This window comes from Fibrobacter sp., from assembly GCF_017551775.1.
Taxonomy (GTDB): domain Bacteria; phylum Fibrobacterota; class Fibrobacteria; order Fibrobacterales; family Fibrobacteraceae; genus Fibrobacter.
Genome location: NZ_JAFZKX010000018.1, coordinates 61,687 through 77,731 on the forward strand (window position 1 = coordinate 61,687; position 16,045 = coordinate 77,731).

A 16,045-nucleotide genomic window follows, 5' to 3' on the forward strand; every position below is an offset into this window, starting at 1 on the left:
GCAAAATTAGTGATTTGCGCATGAAGAAGAATTTGAAAAAGTCGAATACGATATCTTTCGTGGTGGATGTGGGAAACTCCCACACGGTTTTGGGTATTTTTAAGGGTGACAAGGTGGTAGACCATTGGAGGCTTACCACTCGCAAGGAGACTACTAGTGACGAGGTGATGAACCGCATTGGCGGTCTTGTGCGTTTTTCTGAAATTAAACCGTCGGAGATTACGCATGTGGGCCTTTCCACTGTGGTGCCCGCTTTGGAACGTCCGTGGATCAAGGCTCTACAGACCCTCCTTAAGCGCCCGGTACAGGTGGTGAGTTCCAGAAATTGCCTCGGCTGCCCGATTGCCTACCCGAACCCGGCTTCGCTGGGTGCCGACCGCCTCTGCAACGTGATTGCGCTCCGCGACCGCGGCTACAAGGATGCTATCGTCGTGGACATGGGTACGGCGACGACCTTTGACGTGATGAAGGACGGCGGATTTGCCGGTGGTATCATCATTCCGGGAATCAGCGCCAGTCTGGACGTGTTGACCGAGAAGGCGGCGCGCCTTATGCCGGTGAGCATCGAGTGGCCCGACCATGTGATTGCGAATAATACCGACGATGCCATCCGTGCGGGTCTCCTGTACGGGTTCATGGCGGAGCTCGAATCGCTGGTCGAAAAAATCAAGGCCGAGATGGGCAAGAAGAAGGTTCCCGTTTTCGCTACGGGCGGATGGGGCCAGATGGTCATGGGACATAGCAAAGTTATCGATACCTACGATCCTTATTTGACTCTGAACGGCGTGCGTCTCGTGGCTCTCCGCGGAAACGGTGCTGCCGAAATTGAACGTGATTCAGACGACGAATAGTTCTTTTGCTCCCAAGAAGCGGGGTGACATTCGGGATGTGCTTGTTGTGGCGCTCCCGATGCTTTTGTCGATGTCGTTCGATACGTTTATGACGTTTATCGACCGTCTTTTCTTATCTAAACTGGGGCCTGCCGAGATGAACGCTGCGCTTGGCGCCGGTGCGGTACAGCTTGCGCTTACGATGTTTTTTACGGGGGCGGTGAGCTACACGACGGCTATGGTGGCACAGCGCCTGGGGGCGAAAAAGCGTTGGGATTGCGCACGCGTGTTCATGCAGGCGGTTTACCTTTCGCTTGCCTGCGTTCCCCTGCTTTATTCGACAATCCCGCTGGGGCATTTGGTTTTCGGACTCGAGAACTTGCCGGCGGACCAGCTGGAATACCAGAAGACGTATTTCAACATATTGATGTTTGGCGGCATAATCTCGTTGGTGCGCAATGCGGCTCCGTGCTTCTTTAGCGGTATCGGCGAGACCAAGATTGTGATGCAGGCCGCGTTCGTGGGCATGATTGTGAATGTGGTCTGCAATTTCGTGCTGATTTTCGGTTTGGGGCCGATTCCCGCTTTGGGTGTCGCGGGTGCTGCCTACGGGACATTGATGGGGAATGCCGTCTCGACGGTTATTTTGTTCGTGAAATTCTTTGGCAAGTCGTGCCATAGGCGCTTCCGCACGCGCAATGCGTTTGCGTTCAACTGGCCGCTTTGCCGTGAACTCTTGCGGAAGGGGATTCCCTCGGGCGTCGAGATGTTCTTGAACATGTCGGCATTCCAGATGCTCATCTTGATGTTCCATGCGCTTGGGCCGGCGGCGGCGACGGCATCCTCGGTGATGTTCAACTGGGACATGGTGGCGTATGTGCCGCTCATGGGGCTCGAGGTGGCGTCAACAAGTCTCGTGGGGCGTTATGTGGGCGCTAAAAATGGCGCTGCCGCAAACAGGTCTACTTATTCGGGGCTCCGCTTGGGATGGGGCTATTCTGCGATTATCGGGGTGCTTTTCGTCTTTTTGCCGGGAGTGCTTACGGATGTTTTCCAGCCCGATGTGGCGGAGGCGTCGTCTCAGGCGCTTGCGATTTTTGCGGAAGCTAGGCCGATGGGCATGTTTATGTTGCGTTTTGCCGCACTTTACATTTTTGTCGAGGTGCTTCTGGTCATCTATGCAGGTGCCTTGCGTGGCGCGGGCGATACGTTCTGGGTGATGGTTGCGAGTGCCGTGATGAACTGGTTTGTCGCCCTTGCGCTGTACGTTGCCGCATATGTGATTGAACTGCCGGCTCATTATGCCTGGATTGCCGTTGTCGCTGTTTACAGCACTGTTCCGCTTATTTTCTGGCGGCGCTGGAAGAGCGGAAAATGGCGCAAGCATGTGCTTGAGAATGCCTCGTAGGTCGCGGGGATTCTTTCGCCAAGGTGCCCCGCGCAAAGCGGTAGCGACGGGTGCTATTTCTTTCTATATTGTACTACATGAAAGTAGTTTTTATGGGAACGCCGGAATTTGCGGCTTGCTTCTTGAAGCATCTTAAGGAATCTGACCATTTGGAAGTTGTGGGCGTGGTAACCCAGCCCGATAGGCCCGCGGGTCGTGGCCGCGTGCTGACGCCCCCGCCGGTAAAGCAGCTCGCGCTTGAATACGGACTCCCTGTATTGCAGCCGCTCGATTTGAAGGCCCCGGAATTCGAGGCGGATTTGCGTGCATTCGGCGCCGACTTGTTTGTCGTTGTCGCCTATTCCATCCTCCCGAAGAATATCCTCGCCGTGGCGAAATACGGTGCGGTGAATGTGCACGGGAGCTTGCTGCCCAAGTATCGCGGTGCCGCACCGGTGCAGCGCGCGATTGCCGATGGTCTCGCCGAGACGGGCGTTACGGTTTTCCGCCTGGACGAAAAGATGGATCATGGTCCGATCCTTTCGCAGAAGGTGGTGCGCATCGACCATCAGGATACGACCGCGAGCCTGCTCGAAAAGATGGTCGCTCCCGGCTGCGAGGCGCTTGACGAGGCTATCGCCCAGCTCGAAGGCGGATGCGAGAAAGACCTGACGCAGGACCATGCGCAGGCATCCGGTGCCCCCAAGCTCAAGAAAGAAGAGGGCCGCATCGATTTCAGTTTGCCCGCAATCGTTATCCATAACCGCATCCGCGCCTTCAATCCGTGGCCGGGTGGATATGCGACGCTTTCGGGCCGTACGGTTTACCTGCGCAAGACGGATGTGGTCGGCGTGGGCGCTTGCAAGGCGGCTCAGGGCGTTTCGAATCTTGCACCGGGTTCTATTGAATTTAAGGAAAATCGTTTGTTCGTCGGTACGGGCGATGGCCTGCTCGAAGTTATTGAAATTCAGGCCGAAGGCAAGAAGCCGATGCCTGTCGCCGACTTTATGCGCGGACTTCAGAAGCGCGAAGGACTTGCATTTTGCTAACGGAACGTGAAGAGGCCTACCGCGTTCTTCTGCTGTGGCAGAAGGAAGGAACTTTCATCAAGGAAAGCGGTATTCCCCCGTTTGCGATGGAAGTGGCTCTCGGCGTTTGCCGCCGGCATCTTTATTTGCAGTATTTCATCAAGTCGCTCGTGAAGAGAATGCCTTCCGTGGAAGTCTGCACCATATTGGAGATGGGACTCTTCCAGATGTTCTTCATGGACGTGCCGGATTATGCCGCCATTGATTCCTGCGTAGAACTGGCGAAGTCCGCGAATCTGGGCGAGGGAGCCGTGCGGCTTACGAATGCCGTATTGCGTTCTGCCCGCAGGTCGGGCGCGCCCGCACTCCCGTCGCAGCGCGTGCGTCGCGTAAGTATCGAGAATTCTATCCCTGAATGGCTGGTGCGTCGCTGGTTCGACGTCTATGGCGGCGACCGAGCCGAAAGCATTGCGCGTTCTTCCTTAGAGCGCCCTGTGGAATGGATTCGCGTGAACCTGCAGAAGACAAACGCTCCCGTGCTTGCCGAAAAGATCGGCATTACGGGCGCGAGTATCTTGTACGATCGCTTTATCGAAATCCCGCGCGACGTGGGCGTGAAGGTACTGCTCGCCTTGCCCGAATTTTCGGCGGGCATGTTCTCGTTCCAGAATCCTTCCGCATACGATGTCGTGAAACTCCTGGATGCAAAGCCGGGAATGAAGGTGTGGGATGCCTGTGCGGCTCCCGGCGGAAAATCTGCGTTGATGGCGGAGATGGACCCGACGTTGTCTATTTATGCGAGCGATTCCTCGGAGTTCAGGCTCGAGAAGATGAAGGACTTGATGGACCGTCTCGGCCTCAGGAATGTGAACCTGGAATGTGTCGATGCGCTTGACGTGGATTCCACTCACTTTTCTTCCAAGTTCGACCGCATCCTTCTTGATGTCCCGTGCAGCAACATGGGCGTGATTGCACGGAGGCCCGAATCGGTTTACCGCTTGACGCCCGAATCCATTGTGGAACTGACGAAATTGCAGTACGGCATTCTCGAACGCGCATCGGAAATGCTTTCGCAGGATGGACGCCTGGTGTATGCCACGTGCAGTCCCGATCCGGCCGAAACGACGCAGGTCATCAACAAGTTTGTAAAGGCTCATCCCGAATTCGTGAAGGTCGGGGACCCGGTGCTGCCCGGCAGCAGGGATGCCCGATTCGACGGCTTTTTTGCACAGGCTTTGGAGCGTAAAAAATCATGAAACCGATAAGAACTTTGTTTGCCGCGCTTTTGCTTGCCGCGGTTGCATGGGCGCAGAATTCAGCGCCGGATTCCACGCAGTCTCCCGCGCCGGCAGTGGCGAAAAAGCTGGCGGCTGACTCCGCGAAGACTCCCGTGGATACGCTCGCGTATGCATTCAACAAGGGTTACATTTCCATCGAAGGTGGTGAGATGTATCCGTTTGGCGACCTCGTGGAAGCTGTCGAGAATTCGTTCTACGGTGGTGTGGGTTTCCGCTACAGCTACTGGCCCGATTTCGATGGGTTCGTGCACTTCAATTACGCATACGTGAAGGTGCGTGCCGAAGGAATTCCTTTCCCGGGCGTACACCAGTTCGTTGGACGTATCGGTTTGGATTGGCACTGGAGGCTGCTGCGTCCGCTCGCGATTGGTGCAGGATTCACCTGCAACTGGACCCGCGCCGATTCTGATGACGAAGACAAGTTTTATGAAGGCCGTGGGGGCATGCTTCTTGACAACGAGACGGAATTCGGGTGGTTCGCCCGCGTCAATATGCCGTTCATGAATTTCAAGGGATACGTGGCGGGCCTGAACGTGCTGTGGGAACAACTCTGGACTTTGCCTGAACGTTCCAACACACTGACGGTGGGCTTCTATATCGAAAGGAGAATCTGGTAATGAAAACTTCTCTTTTCTCCATAGCTTTTGTAGCGGCGCTTCCGCTTTGTGTAAATTCCCATGCCGCAATAGATGCCGAAATGGAAGGCATGGAAGCGGTGAGCCGTGACGACGGTACGTTCCTTGTGGGTGGGCCGACTTACCAGTTCGACCGCATTCTCGGTGCGGGCGGCTTGCACAGTGAAAGCGAACTCTGGACTCCCCAGAAGTTGCGCCAGCGGGTTCTTTTCAATCGCATGTCCATTACGCCTTCGTGGACTCCGCTCGAAGCCTCTGTCTGGGTGAAGACGGGTAACGAACTCGGTGACATGATCTACCAGGATGTGATTACCGAGTACGATAGGCCCGAAAACCGCACCCCGATTCTCGAGGGTGGTTTCAGGACGCCTTCGTTCAAGGGCTTCTGGGCGACTGCTCGCGGTTTTCAGGATGACCATTATGCGGCGCTTACTGCAAGTTACCGCAAGAAAATCGTGGAAGACGAATTCGCATTCTTTGGTGCCAATTATCCGATGTTCAGTTCCGTTTATGGTGGGCTCGGGTACACGGACGATTTTGTGAACGCCTCCGTGCTTGTGGGCGAAGAATACCTCTGGGAATACATGGAGTCTTCGCGCTGGATGCCCGTGCACATGAAGCCGCGTATCGAGGCGCGCGCGGATTTCTGGAATTTCTCGCTCACGGCCGCATTCGAGGACGCGCTGTACCAGAACGTGCTGCGTGATGAAAACGGGGAACGCAAGGAAGTGAACGGTTCCGTGCTTTACAAGTGCGGGAAGGTTTGCGAAAAGGGCATGCTCCAGCTTTCGGCCGGAATCGCGTTCCGTGTCGTCGATGACGAGGGGACGGTATACACCGAACTGGATGACAATCATGTGGTATGGCCCTTCATGCAGTTGCGGGTCGCCCCGTTCAATTGGCTTAAGGCCGATGTCATGTTCGGCATGAACGATGCGGACTGGCTTGTGCAGGACAGTATCGAGGTATCCCTGCCCCTGGCTGTGAAAAACTTGGGGGTGACGGTCGGTTTTAAGAACGTGTCGGGTACGCGATTGAATCCGCTTGCCGATGACAGGGAATTTTTTGCGCTGGGCGATGTGGAGAGCGTGATTGAACTTTCTCCTGACGGCCAGATGAATCTTTTGCAGGGTTACCTTTCTTTTGCCGATACGGTTGCGCCTTTTTCTTTTGGCGGACGCGCTTCGTTCTGGGCCGAGAAGGGTGCGGAAACGTTCGATGTGGACGGCTTCGTAGAGGACAAGGGTTACGAGTTCCGCTATGGCAATGTGTCGCGCATCGATTCGTGGATAAAGGGCGTGACCGGCGAATTTTGGGTTGATGCCTGGCTTGGCGATATGTTCAAGTTCCGCGCTTTGACCGGTTTCGAAAGGATTGACGGCGAAGAAGAACGGTTTGAAGTGACTCCCGCTGAATACTTTGTCGCCTTCACCGGTGACTGGCTTATCCGCAAGAGTTTCCGCGTATCGCATTCGCTACGCTACAGGAGCGACGCCCAGTGGAATTTGCGCAGCAGTAACCCGTTGATAGTCAAGGGGGACTGGTATTGGGATGCAACCTTCGAACAGATGTTCCCCAAGTACGGCCTCTCTCTTACAGGATCGTTAATCCATGTCCTTGCGGATGAGGTGGTTCAGGTTCCGGGGGCGGATTACGACAGAATTCGAATTGTCTGCTCCATTAGAAAGACATTTTGACGCTGTAAGCAAAATGTATTGATAATGTGACCTAGAAAAAGCATAATTCTAGGCAATCTTTTCTATATTCGTCATATTCCCTAATACGGGGAATATTTTTTGGATAGTTGGTGAATAAAGGAGTTCTCGCGTGAATCATTTGATTCCTCGCATGTTGGTGCATCTCGCATGCTGCTGCGTTATTGTAATTTTAATTTGTACGTTTCTTTCTGCCTAAATCAAAGTCTGTTTTATCTAGGATAAAGCCAGCTTTAATGCTTTTAGGCTGAAACTGTTGGCAAAAACATCTTTTGCTGCATCTTTGGAAACCCATGTGAAGCGGCCCGCTGCTTTATATTTGAGTTTTATGTGCTGCACCCTACATTCGATTTTGTGAACGGTGATTCCGTGCTTGAATGAGCCGCAGTCCTCTACGGATGCGACCTTGTCGCTGTCGATATAGCGTTCGGCCTGCTGGGGAATGCCTGCAGTCGCATTCCTCTGCGTCTCGAAATGGGGGAGGGCGAGTTGCCCGCGCAGGAACGCTTGGCCATCGGAGACGGCGAGTATCTTGCCGTCGGCGCTTTCGATGACAAGCGCCGTGCCGTGCCAATCCTTCTGTATGCGCGTTCGTTTCGGCGGGAATTCTTCTGCACGCCCTTCGTGGTATGCACGGCACCCGATGGCCAGCGGGCACGACGTGCAATTTGGGGTCTTGGACTTGCATACGGTGCGCCCGAGTTCCATCAGGGCTTCGTTGTGCATGTATGCCTTCGGGCTGTCTGCGACATTGCGGGCGTAGTCCCAGTAAGTTTCCGCAGCCTTCCCGTCGGGCAAAAAGTTGAGGGCGTAGAACCGCGAGAATATGCGCACCAGGTTCCCGTCCAGAATCGCTTCCCTCTTGTGGAATGCGAGGCTTAGAATCGCGCCCGCGGTATAGGCGCCTATTCCAGGCAGGGATTCTAGCTCCTTGCGGGTGTTCGGCATCCCTGCGTTCTCTGCGATAATCCTTGCCGCTTTCAGGATGTTCCTGGCGCGGCTGTAATACCCCAGGCCCTGCCAGTACTTGAAAACTTCCTCTTCGCTTGCTTTTGCGAGCGTTTCTACGTCGGGAAACCGTTCCATCCAGCGGACGAAATAATCCTTTACGGTGGAAACCTGCGTCTGCTGGAGCATCGTCTCGCTAATCCATACCGCATATGGATTGCGTGGCGTGTCGAGTTCTGCGGGCCTCCACGGGAGTGTGGCCGCGTTCTTCTTGAACCAGGCACGCAGATGCTTCAGGATATTCTCGTCCATAATGGCCTATTTACATCGCCGCGCTGTATGGCGTGGAAACCTACAGCTTGTAAAATTCGCGCTTGATTTGGCGGAAGTAATCGAACTGCACCCTTGTCGAATTTTCGAGGGTGTAATGCATGCTGCGCTTGTGGGCGTCCTTGCGCATCTGCTCGTAGACTTCGGGCTTTTCCAGTTTGAGCGTGCGGCATTCTTCCAGTGCATCGAGCCATTTGGCTTCGTCGATCGGGAGGATGCGTCCGCAGGAATTGTCCTTCACGATGCTGCGCGGGCCGCCGTAATTGCTCACGATGGCGGGCGTGCCGGTGGACATGGCTTCCACCACCACGTTCCCGAAGGTGTCCGTGGTGCTCGGGAACAAGAAGAAGTCTGCATTGGCGTAGAGGCCGGCGAGAGTTTCCCCGCCCTGTTCGCCAGCGAAATGCACGCTGTCGTCGCCTTCGAAGAACTTCTTGATTTCTTCCAGGTACCAGCCGTAGCCGACGTACATGAGTTCGACGTCCTTGTGCTTGGCGGCGAATTTCTTCCATACGTCGTTCAGGAATTCCAGATTTTTCTCTTTGGAGATTCGCCCGATGAAGGCGAACCTTACGGGGCGTTTTTCGCGCGTGTCCCCGTATTTTTCCCACGTGCCCTTCCCGCGCAGTTCGGGCGAGAACCGTTCCAGCGGGAGTCCGCGCGGGAGAATCTTCACTTGTTTCGCAGGAACGTGGAGCTGCTTCGTGAGGATGTCGGCGTAGTCATCGCAGGGGCTCACGACAGGCCTTGCCATCCAGTAGAAAATGCGCATGAGCCACAGCACGTACACGTGCATCCATTTTGCCTTCACGAGGGTCTTCGCGTAGGTCGGGACGTCGGTGCGGTAGTGGCTGAAAACCTTGATGCCGGCGATACGAGCGCAGAAGCAGATAAGCCATGCGCCGGGGCTCGGGGTCTCGAGTTCGATGAGGTCAATGGGGTAGCGCTTGAGCAGGCGCAGGGCCGGGCTGATGCGCGGGATGGCGAGTTCGCTGTTCGCGTACCCGAGCTGCTCCATGCTGAACATGCGCGGGAGCAATATGCAGTAGCTGTTCTCGATGACACCGCAGGGACGTGTGTTGAATGCGCTTCCGGCGAGGAAGGCCTTCATGCCATGAGCGCGCATGTAAGGAATCACGTTCCTCAGGTTGTTCGCGATGCCGTTGGTTTCGTCTAGGTTGTCGGAGTAGAACAGGATGCGGACGTCGTCGGGAGCGCGCTTGCTGCGTTCTTTTTTCAGGTAGCGGCGCAGCTTGAGGAGTGTCGGCAGGTTGTAAAATATGGTGAGGAACACGACTGGCGGAATCCAGCAGGTACGCAGATTTCCGGGAGGCCTGTGCTTCATGCCGAAGCACTTGCGGAACGTGCTCGTGACCGTACGCCCGTATATCGCGGGGCGCGAGTCCAGACTGTCTGTCGCCTTAAGCTTTGTTGAACTTGACGCAGTCTTCATACTTCACTCCTTTGCCACCGAAGAGGTCGAGTGCCGATCCGATGGTGAGGTCAATTTTTCCGCCGGATATGTCCTTGACGTGTTGTAGGTCTTCCAGCGACTTCGCGCCGCCTGCGTATGTCACGGGAACGGGGCTGTTCTTTGCGAGGAATGCGATGAGTTCGTCGTCCATTCCTTGCTGCTTGCCTTCTACGTCGGCTGCGTGTACCAGGAATTCGTCACAGCTGCTTGCAAGGTCTTCGAGCGTGTCTTTGGTAATTTCCACGTCGATGAGCGTCTGCCAGCGGTTCGTGGCGATATTCCAGCGGGGCGGTTCTCCCGGAGCCGATGTGCGCTTGCAGCTGAGGTCGAGTACCAGGTGCTTTTTGCTAACCGTGTTGACAAGGCTTTCGAGGCGGTTGCGGTCGAGTTTTCCTTCGGGGAAAATCCAGCTTGTGACAATCACGTGGCTCGCTCCCGCATCGATGTATTCCTTCGCGTTGTCGGCGGTGATTCCGCCACCGACCTGGAGACCGCCGGGGTAAGCCGTAAGGGCCGCCTTGGCCGCAGTCTCGTTGCCCTTGCCGAGCATGATGACGTGCCCGCCTGTGATGCCGTCCTTTTTATAGAGGGAGGCAAACCATGCTGCGGAACGGTCAGTCTCGAAGTTCGTCTTGAGTCCGACTCCGCTGTCGTTCAGTGAACTTCCGACAATCTGCTTGACCTTGCCGTCGTGCAGGTCTATGCAAGGGCGAAACTTGGTCATTAGTCCTTGGCTCCTGTTACGGTCCAGTCGAGTTTCTTTCCGTGGCTTGCGTCGCTACGCCCGCGGTAGAAGAGGATTTCGCCGCCTGCGGCAATCTTCATCGCCTTCTTGGCGAACCATCCGTCCACCTTGTCCAGGAGCGAGGCCTTTTGGTAAGTCTTGTTCACGGGGAACTTGAGCGCCGGGGACTTGTCCTTCCATTCGATGGAAATTTCTTTCTTCGGGAATTTCTTTCCGCGGTATTCGTCTTCGCCGTCCTTGATGCTTTCGGGAACGACAATCTTGGAGCCTTCACCGCTGTTGTAGAGCGCATACCCGAACAGTCCGCCCTTTTCTGCGATGGAAATTCTTCCGGCGTATAGTGGCGAGCGCGTGTTGGTGCTGAAATTCAGGGAACGCACGGCGATGTCGGTCGCCTGCACGGTTTGCCAGGTCTGGTCCATGTAGGCGTATCCCTTCACGGAAATTGTGTCGTCGTTGTAGCCGATTCTGCCCGTGACGCGACCGTAGGGAATATGGATATACTGCGCGAATTTTTCGCTGCCGACTTTCCAGATGCCGTCACCTAGGACCTTGCCCTGTTCGGCGCTGTCGAAGGTGAGGTCGAGGAAAAATTTCCCGTTCTTGTCTGCTGTGAAATAGACGCGGTGGCCCTTGCCGGGCTTGTTTTCCATCGCGTATTCGCCCTTGATGTCGATGGTCGTTTTTTCTTTGATCGCCTTGAGGCGTTCAGGCGGATACTGGCGCCCGACAGCGTAGCTCTTGCCCTTGAAATTCCAGAAGCTCATATCGCAGCCGATTTTTTTGCCCGAACCGGGAATATAGAGCGTGGAATAGTTGACAAACGCGCGTGTGCCGTTGTCGAATACGAACTGATAACTCCAGGTCTCGTTGAATTCCTTGGCGTTGGAATGGTGGGGCATGAAGTCGTCCGCGGTGAGGTTGCGGGCTCCACCCGCAGGGGCGGTGATATCGCCAGCCCAAGTGGCGGCGACAAAGGTTGCTAAACAGGCAATGATAATTTTATACAAGTTTTTTCGCATCGTTATAAAAGTAGAAATATCGTTTTACAGGGGGAGGTCCTTGCCCATACCGTTCTTGAGCTCCGTCCGGCGGCGAACCACCATCTCGTTGAAGATATCGGTGAGGCTGTCCTCTATGCTAATCATGGGTTTCCATCCGAGCGCGTTGATCTTGGTCGGGTCGCCGACCAGCAGGGGAATGTCGTTCGTGCGTTCGAATGCAGGGTCGAACCTGAAATCTACGCTTACGCCGGCGATGTCCACCAGCATGTCCACGAGTTCGCGGAACGTGTACGATTTGCCACTGCAGATATTGTACACCTGGCCCGATTCCGATGTCTTGAGAATCTGGATCATCGCGCGGGCCACGTCGCGCACGTCCACCACATCGCGGCTAATGTCGAGACTTCCGGAGTAGATGACGGGCTCGGCGTGGTAATACTTGATTTTTACCAGCTGGTAGGTGATGGAAGGAATAGCGAAACGCCTGCTGTGGTGCGGGCCCGTAAAATGGAAGGGGCGCACGGCCACGATGTGCATGTCGTTCGCGTTGCGGAACTGGTTCCCGAGAATTTCCATGCACGCCTTCGACGTAGCGTAGGGCGTGAGCGGGTTCGGAAGGTCGGTTTCCTTGTGGAGGTAGGTGAGGTGCTGTTCCGTGCGTCCGTAGATTTCGCTAGAACTCAGGAGCATCACTTTGGCCTTGGGCACAATCTGGCGCACCGCTTCCAGGAGCGTCTGCGTGCCGAGCAGGTTCACGTTGAGCGTCTCGTAGGGCTTCTTGTAGCTGAGGCCCACCGACGACTGGCTTGCCAAATGGTAGACGTTCGTCGGTTGCACCTTCTGCATCATTTCGAGAACTTCCTTGAAGTTCAGCATGTCGCCAGTAAGGTAGTTGACGCCCTCCACCTTTTGCCAGGGCTGCGGCTGTTCGTCGCTAAAACTGTATAGGTCGTGTTCTGTACCTATGAGGTTTGACAGAATGTGGAAGCCGAGCGCTCCCGTTCCTCCAGTGACCAGTATGCTCATCTAACCCCCTTTCCTCGGATAGCATCCCAGGATTTGTTGATGATTTCCTTGTCCACGTTGACGATTTTCTGGACTTTCCCGATTTTTTCGGGAAGTATGTAGACGCGAGTACCTTTTTCGGCCTTCTTGTCGACGCTCATGGCGTTCCAGGCCTTTTCGGTATCGATGTTGAATGTCTGCGGGAATCCGAGTGCGTCGAGAAGTGCGTTCTGGCGCAGTTCTGCGGCTTCGTCAAGCATGCCGAGCGCTACGGCGACACGTGCCGCGACGCGCATGCCCAGGGATACCGCTATCCCGTGGCTGAACATGTTGTAGTTCGTAAGTTTTTCGATGGCGTGCCCGAAGGTATGACCGTAGTTGAGGATGGCGCGCAGGCCGGATTCCTTCTCGTCGATGCCGACGACTTCGGCCTTGATTTGGCAACTGCGGAAAATCATGTGCTTGAGCGCTTCGGAATCACGGCTCTTTATTTTGTCAGTATTCTCTTCCAGATAACGGAAGAATTCCTCGTCGTAGATGACGCCGTACTTGACGATTTCGGCGAGGCCCGCGAGGTATTCCGTGTCGTTCAATGTCGAAAGGACGGAGAGGTCGCAGACTACGGCCTTGGGCTGGTAGAATGCGCCAATCATGTTCTTGCCTTCGGGGTGGTTCACCGCCACCTTGCCGCCGACCGAACTGTCGACCATGGAAAGGAGCGTCGTCGGGAACTGGATGAACGGGATGCCGCGCTGGTAAGTGGCTGCGCCGAAGCCCGCCATGTCGCCCACGACACCGCCGCTGAACTGCAACAGGCAGCTCTTGCGGGTGTAGCCGCGGTGGAGCATGAAGCTGAAAAGCTGGTTCAGGTTGTGGAGCGTTTTGTTGCGCTCGCCCGCCTGGAATTTGAATATCGGGCAGCGCCCCGCTTGGCCGCGGAGCATGTTCAACATGTTCCCCTGCGCCTTCGCGATGGTCGTGTCGGTACAGACCAGGAACTCATGTGTAGGCGAAAGGCGCAGACCCTCGAGCAGCGCCGAGGAATCGGGCACGATGTTTTCGCCGATAAAGATGGGGTAACGTCCACCGCTGCTCGGGCACACGTCCAGCGCGTGGCTGTTCCAGAACCGCAGCATGCGGAGGATATGCTCGATGACGTGCGTCTCGGAGGCGTCGTTCGTGCTTTCGACGCTGAAGTCAGCATGCGCGTAGTTCTTCTCGCGTTCCTTGAGCATGACCTTGATTTTCTCGAGGCGTTCTTCGTCGGAGAGGTTTGCAAGCAGCGGGCGAGTGTTCTTGCGCCCGATGCGTTCCGAAAGGATTTCGGGTTTGGCCCACAGGCGGATGAGCGTGCCGGAATCGCGTATGATCTTGATGTTTTCTTCGCGGTTCAGTGCGCCGCCTCCGAGCGAGACGACCTGCGGGTTCTTGTCGTTTGCAATTTCGGCGATGACAGCCGCTTCCATTTCGCGGAATTTCGCTTCGCCGTCCTGTTCGAAAATTTCACTGATGCTCTTGCCTGCGCGTTCGACAATCACTGCGTCCGTGTCGACAAACGGGCGGCCGAGACGTTCTGCCATAGCCCTGCCTGTACGGCTCTTGCCGCTTGCCATGAAGCCGGTGAAAAAGATATGCTGTCTCATTTTAGCCCTGCATCCCTTTGCGCATGATTGTCGCGAGTTCAGAATTCTGTTTGTTTGCGGTTTCGGCGGGGAACCACTTGCGGAAACTTTCGATGCCCTGGTGTACGAGCATCCCTTCGCCGGTAACGACCTTGCAGCCTTGGGCTGCGGCCATCTGTAAAAGCTTTGTCTGTACGGGCGTGTACACGATGTCGCATACCGCCTGGCCCGCGTGGAGGCATTCCTTGGGGAGCGGGCTCTCGTCCACGTTCGGGGTCATGCCGACCGATGTCGCGTTGATGATAATGTCCTGTTCGGGGGAGACCTTCGAGAAATCGCCGAAGGTAACCGCTTTCACGGTAGAGCCTTTCCCTGCCTTCGCGAACAGTTCGTTCAGGCTGTCTGCGAGCGCTTGCCCCTTCTCTATGCTACGGCATACGATGGTGAGTGCGTTTCCCTGCTCGACGAGCGTGTAGGCGATTGCCTTCGCGGCACCGCCGTTCCCGAGGAGGGCTACTTTCTTGTTGCTTGCCTGCACGCCGTTTTCTTCGAGGTTGCGGATGCAGCCGTAGGGGTCCGTCGTCGTGCCGCAGAGTGTGCCTCCGACGATTCCGTCTTTCCAGTAGAGCGTGTTCACGCTGCCCGTGAAGGTGCTAATCTCGCTCAGTTCGTCGATGAGCTTCGGAGCGCCGTCGTTGCCGGTGAATTCCGTCTTGTACGGGATGGTTACGTTTGCCCCGCGGAAACCCATGGCGCGGAACCCGCGGATGGCGTCCGCGAAATTTTCCGGTTCGGGTGCGTAGGGAAGGTATGCGGCGTTGATATCCAGCGCCTTAAAGAGGGCATTGTGCATGGCGGGCGACTTGCTGTGCGCTACCGGATGCCCGAAAATGCAAAGCGTTGCCGTTTTGCCGTCGAAATGAGTCAAGTTAACCTCGTTTGTCCGCCCACCTGGGGCTGAACTCTTAAATTCATTATAAAGATATAAAGTTTTTGGGGGAGGAGAACAGGCTAAAGTCCGTTTGGAAAGGAATGAGCCGCTTTTTAACACGGAGGGCGGCTTGGTGTCGAAAAAAGTTTACATCGGCAAGGATGTGCTCATCTCGGGCAAGATGGACTTCATCTCTTTCAAGGTTTCTATATTCAAGGCATGCTCTACAATAACATTCTCGAAACCATCGGGCGCACACCGCTCGTGCGCATCAACAAGATTAACGATAGCGAAGCAGAAGTCTTCGTGAAGATTGAAAGTTTCAACCCGCTCGGCAGCGCGAAGGACCGCGTGGCTCTCCAGATGATAGAGGACGCCGAGCGTGAAGGCAAGCTCAAGCCGGGTTCGCTCATCATCGAGCCGACCAGCGGAAACACGGGCGTGGGCCTTGCTTACGTGGGCGCGGTGAAGGGCTACAAGGTGGTGCTCACCATGCCCGATTCCATGAGCGTGGAACGTCGCATGCTGCTCAAGTCGCTCGGTGCCGAAGTGGTGCTTACCGAAGGTGCGAAGGGAATGGCGGGCTGCATCGAGAAGGCAAACGAGATTGCCGCGCAGAACCCCGGTTCGTTTATTCCGCAGCAGTTCGAGAATCCCTCGAACCCGAAGGCGCACTACCTCACGACCGGCCCCGAAATTTGGGCCGATACCGAAGGCAAGGTCGACATCTTTATCGCGACCGCGGGTACCGGCGGAACGGTAAGCGGAACCGCGAAGTTCCTCAAGGAAAAGAACCCGGATATCTACGTGATTGCGATTGAACCCGAGGATTCTCCCATGATCAGCAAGGGAGTCGCGGGCCCGCACAAGATCCAGGGAATCGGCGCGAACTTTGTTCCGAAAATCTACGACCCGAAGGTTGTCGACGAGGTGTACCTGACGAGCACCGAGAAGGCGGGGAAGGCCGCCCGCGATGCCGCCGCACAGGAAGGCATTTTTGTCGGGATTTCCTCGGGCGCAGCTCTCGAATGCGCGCTCACCGTTGCCAAGCGCCCCGAAAACAAGGGCAAGCGCATCGTGGCGCTGCTCCCCG

The 16,045-nt window shown here is 55.8% G+C and carries 14 protein-coding genes; 7 read left to right on the plus strand and 7 right to left on the minus strand.

Annotated features, from left to right (window positions below; all coding sequences use genetic code 11):
- Positions 1-20 precede the first annotated feature (20 nt).
- The 6 genes from IK012_RS02290 (at position 21) to IK012_RS02315 (ending at position 6,875) form a co-directional block, all read left to right on the plus strand.
- Positions 21-851: a type III pantothenate kinase gene (locus IK012_RS02290; RefSeq protein ID WP_173378113.1), complete on the plus strand. Its 831-nt coding sequence runs from the start codon at positions 21-23 to the stop codon at positions 849-851.
- On the plus strand, positions 814-2,238 hold the full coding sequence (locus IK012_RS02295) for an MATE family efflux transporter (protein WP_290949865.1): 1,425 nt from the start codon (positions 814-816) through the stop codon (positions 2,236-2,238). The genes IK012_RS02290 and IK012_RS02295 overlap by 38 nt, the downstream gene beginning before the upstream one ends.
- A 77-nt stretch (positions 2,239-2,315) precedes the next feature.
- Positions 2,316-3,266 (plus strand): methionyl-tRNA formyltransferase, encoded by a 951-nt coding sequence (fmt, locus tag IK012_RS02300; protein ID WP_290949868.1) that lies wholly within the window; start codon positions 2,316-2,318, stop codon positions 3,264-3,266.
- Positions 3,260-4,501 (plus strand): transcription antitermination factor NusB, encoded by a 1,242-nt coding sequence (locus IK012_RS02305; RefSeq protein ID WP_290949871.1) that lies wholly within the window; start codon positions 3,260-3,262, stop codon positions 4,499-4,501. The genes fmt and IK012_RS02305 overlap by 7 nt, the downstream gene beginning before the upstream one ends.
- Positions 4,498-5,160 (plus strand): hypothetical protein, encoded by a 663-nt coding sequence (locus tag IK012_RS02310; protein ID WP_290949877.1) that lies wholly within the window; start codon positions 4,498-4,500, stop codon positions 5,158-5,160. The genes IK012_RS02305 and IK012_RS02310 overlap by 4 nt, the downstream gene beginning before the upstream one ends.
- Entirely contained in the window at positions 5,160-6,875 is a 1,716-nt protein-coding gene (locus IK012_RS02315; RefSeq protein ID WP_290949880.1) for a hypothetical protein, read from the plus strand. The genes IK012_RS02310 and IK012_RS02315 overlap by 1 nt, the downstream gene beginning before the upstream one ends.
- Before the next feature lie 234 nt (positions 6,876-7,109).
- On the opposite strand, the gene IK012_RS02320 is transcribed toward IK012_RS02315, so the two are convergent.
- The 7 genes from IK012_RS02320 to aroE are packed head-to-tail and all read right to left on the minus strand — an operon-like array spanning position 7,110 to position 14,949.
- A complete protein-coding gene (locus IK012_RS02320) occupies positions 7,110-8,153 on the minus strand; it encodes an A/G-specific adenine glycosylase (protein ID WP_290949884.1) in 1,044 nt (347 codons plus the stop codon).
- Between the two features lie 40 nt (positions 8,154-8,193).
- The gene (locus tag IK012_RS02325; RefSeq protein WP_290949887.1) at positions 8,194-9,624 is read right to left on the minus strand and encodes a glycosyltransferase; all 1,431 of its coding nucleotides are present in this window, start codon (positions 9,622-9,624) and stop codon (positions 8,194-8,196) included.
- Positions 9,593-10,369: a phosphoribosylformimino-5-aminoimidazole carboxamide ribotide isomerase gene (hisA, locus tag IK012_RS02330; RefSeq protein ID WP_290949890.1), complete on the minus strand. Its 777-nt coding sequence runs from the start codon at positions 10,367-10,369 to the stop codon at positions 9,593-9,595. The genes IK012_RS02325 and hisA overlap by 32 nt, the downstream gene beginning before the upstream one ends.
- Positions 10,369-11,412 (minus strand): hypothetical protein, encoded by a 1,044-nt coding sequence (locus tag IK012_RS02335; RefSeq protein ID WP_290949893.1) that lies wholly within the window; start codon positions 11,410-11,412, stop codon positions 10,369-10,371. Before IK012_RS02335 ends, hisA begins: the two co-directional genes overlap by 1 nt.
- A gap of 24 nt (positions 11,413-11,436) precedes the next feature.
- Complete coding sequence (locus IK012_RS02340) at positions 11,437-12,420, minus strand: GDP-mannose 4,6-dehydratase (protein ID WP_173379881.1); 984 nt, start codon at positions 12,418-12,420, stop codon at positions 11,437-11,439.
- Complete coding sequence (gene aroB / locus IK012_RS02345) at positions 12,417-14,042, minus strand: 3-dehydroquinate synthase (RefSeq protein ID WP_290949897.1); 1,626 nt, start codon at positions 14,040-14,042, stop codon at positions 12,417-12,419. The genes IK012_RS02340 and aroB overlap by 4 nt, the downstream gene beginning before the upstream one ends.
- 1 nt (position 14,043) lies before the next feature.
- The gene (gene aroE, locus IK012_RS02350; protein ID WP_290949900.1) at positions 14,044-14,949 is read right to left on the minus strand and encodes a shikimate dehydrogenase; all 906 of its coding nucleotides are present in this window, start codon (positions 14,947-14,949) and stop codon (positions 14,044-14,046) included.
- A 222-nt stretch (positions 14,950-15,171) separates the two neighbouring features.
- Between aroE and cysK the strand changes: the two genes are divergently transcribed.
- On the plus strand, positions 15,172-16,045 hold an 874-nt coding region (cysK, locus tag IK012_RS02355), incomplete at its 3' end, for a cysteine synthase A (RefSeq protein WP_290949902.1).

Coding starts and splice junctions, on each gene's coding strand:
- IK012_RS02290 (WP_173378113.1), top strand. CDS start 21: ATGAAGAAGAATTTGAAAAAGTCGAATACGATATCTTTCGTGGTGGAT.
- fmt (WP_290949868.1), top strand. CDS start 2,316: ATGAAAGTAGTTTTTATGGGAACGCCGGAATTTGCGGCTTGCTTCTTG.
- IK012_RS02310 (WP_290949877.1), top strand. CDS start 4,498: ATGAAACCGATAAGAACTTTGTTTGCCGCGCTTTTGCTTGCCGCGGTT.
- IK012_RS02315 (WP_290949880.1), top strand. CDS start 5,160: ATGAAAACTTCTCTTTTCTCCATAGCTTTTGTAGCGGCGCTTCCGCTT.
- IK012_RS02320 (WP_290949884.1), bottom strand. CDS start 8,153: ATGGACGAGAATATCCTGAAGCATCTGCGTGCCTGGTTCAAGAAGAAC.
- IK012_RS02325 (WP_290949887.1), bottom strand. CDS start 9,624: ATGAAGACTGCGTCAAGTTCAACAAAGCTTAAGGCGACAGACAGTCTG.
- hisA (WP_290949890.1), bottom strand. CDS start 10,369: ATGACCAAGTTTCGCCCTTGCATAGACCTGCACGACGGCAAGGTCAAG.
- IK012_RS02335 (WP_290949893.1), bottom strand. CDS start 11,412: ATGCGAAAAAACTTGTATAAAATTATCATTGCCTGTTTAGCAACCTTT.
- IK012_RS02340 (WP_173379881.1), bottom strand. CDS start 12,420: ATGAGCATACTGGTCACTGGAGGAACGGGAGCGCTCGGCTTCCACATT.
- aroB (WP_290949897.1), bottom strand. CDS start 14,042: ATGAGACAGCATATCTTTTTCACCGGCTTCATGGCAAGCGGCAAGAGC.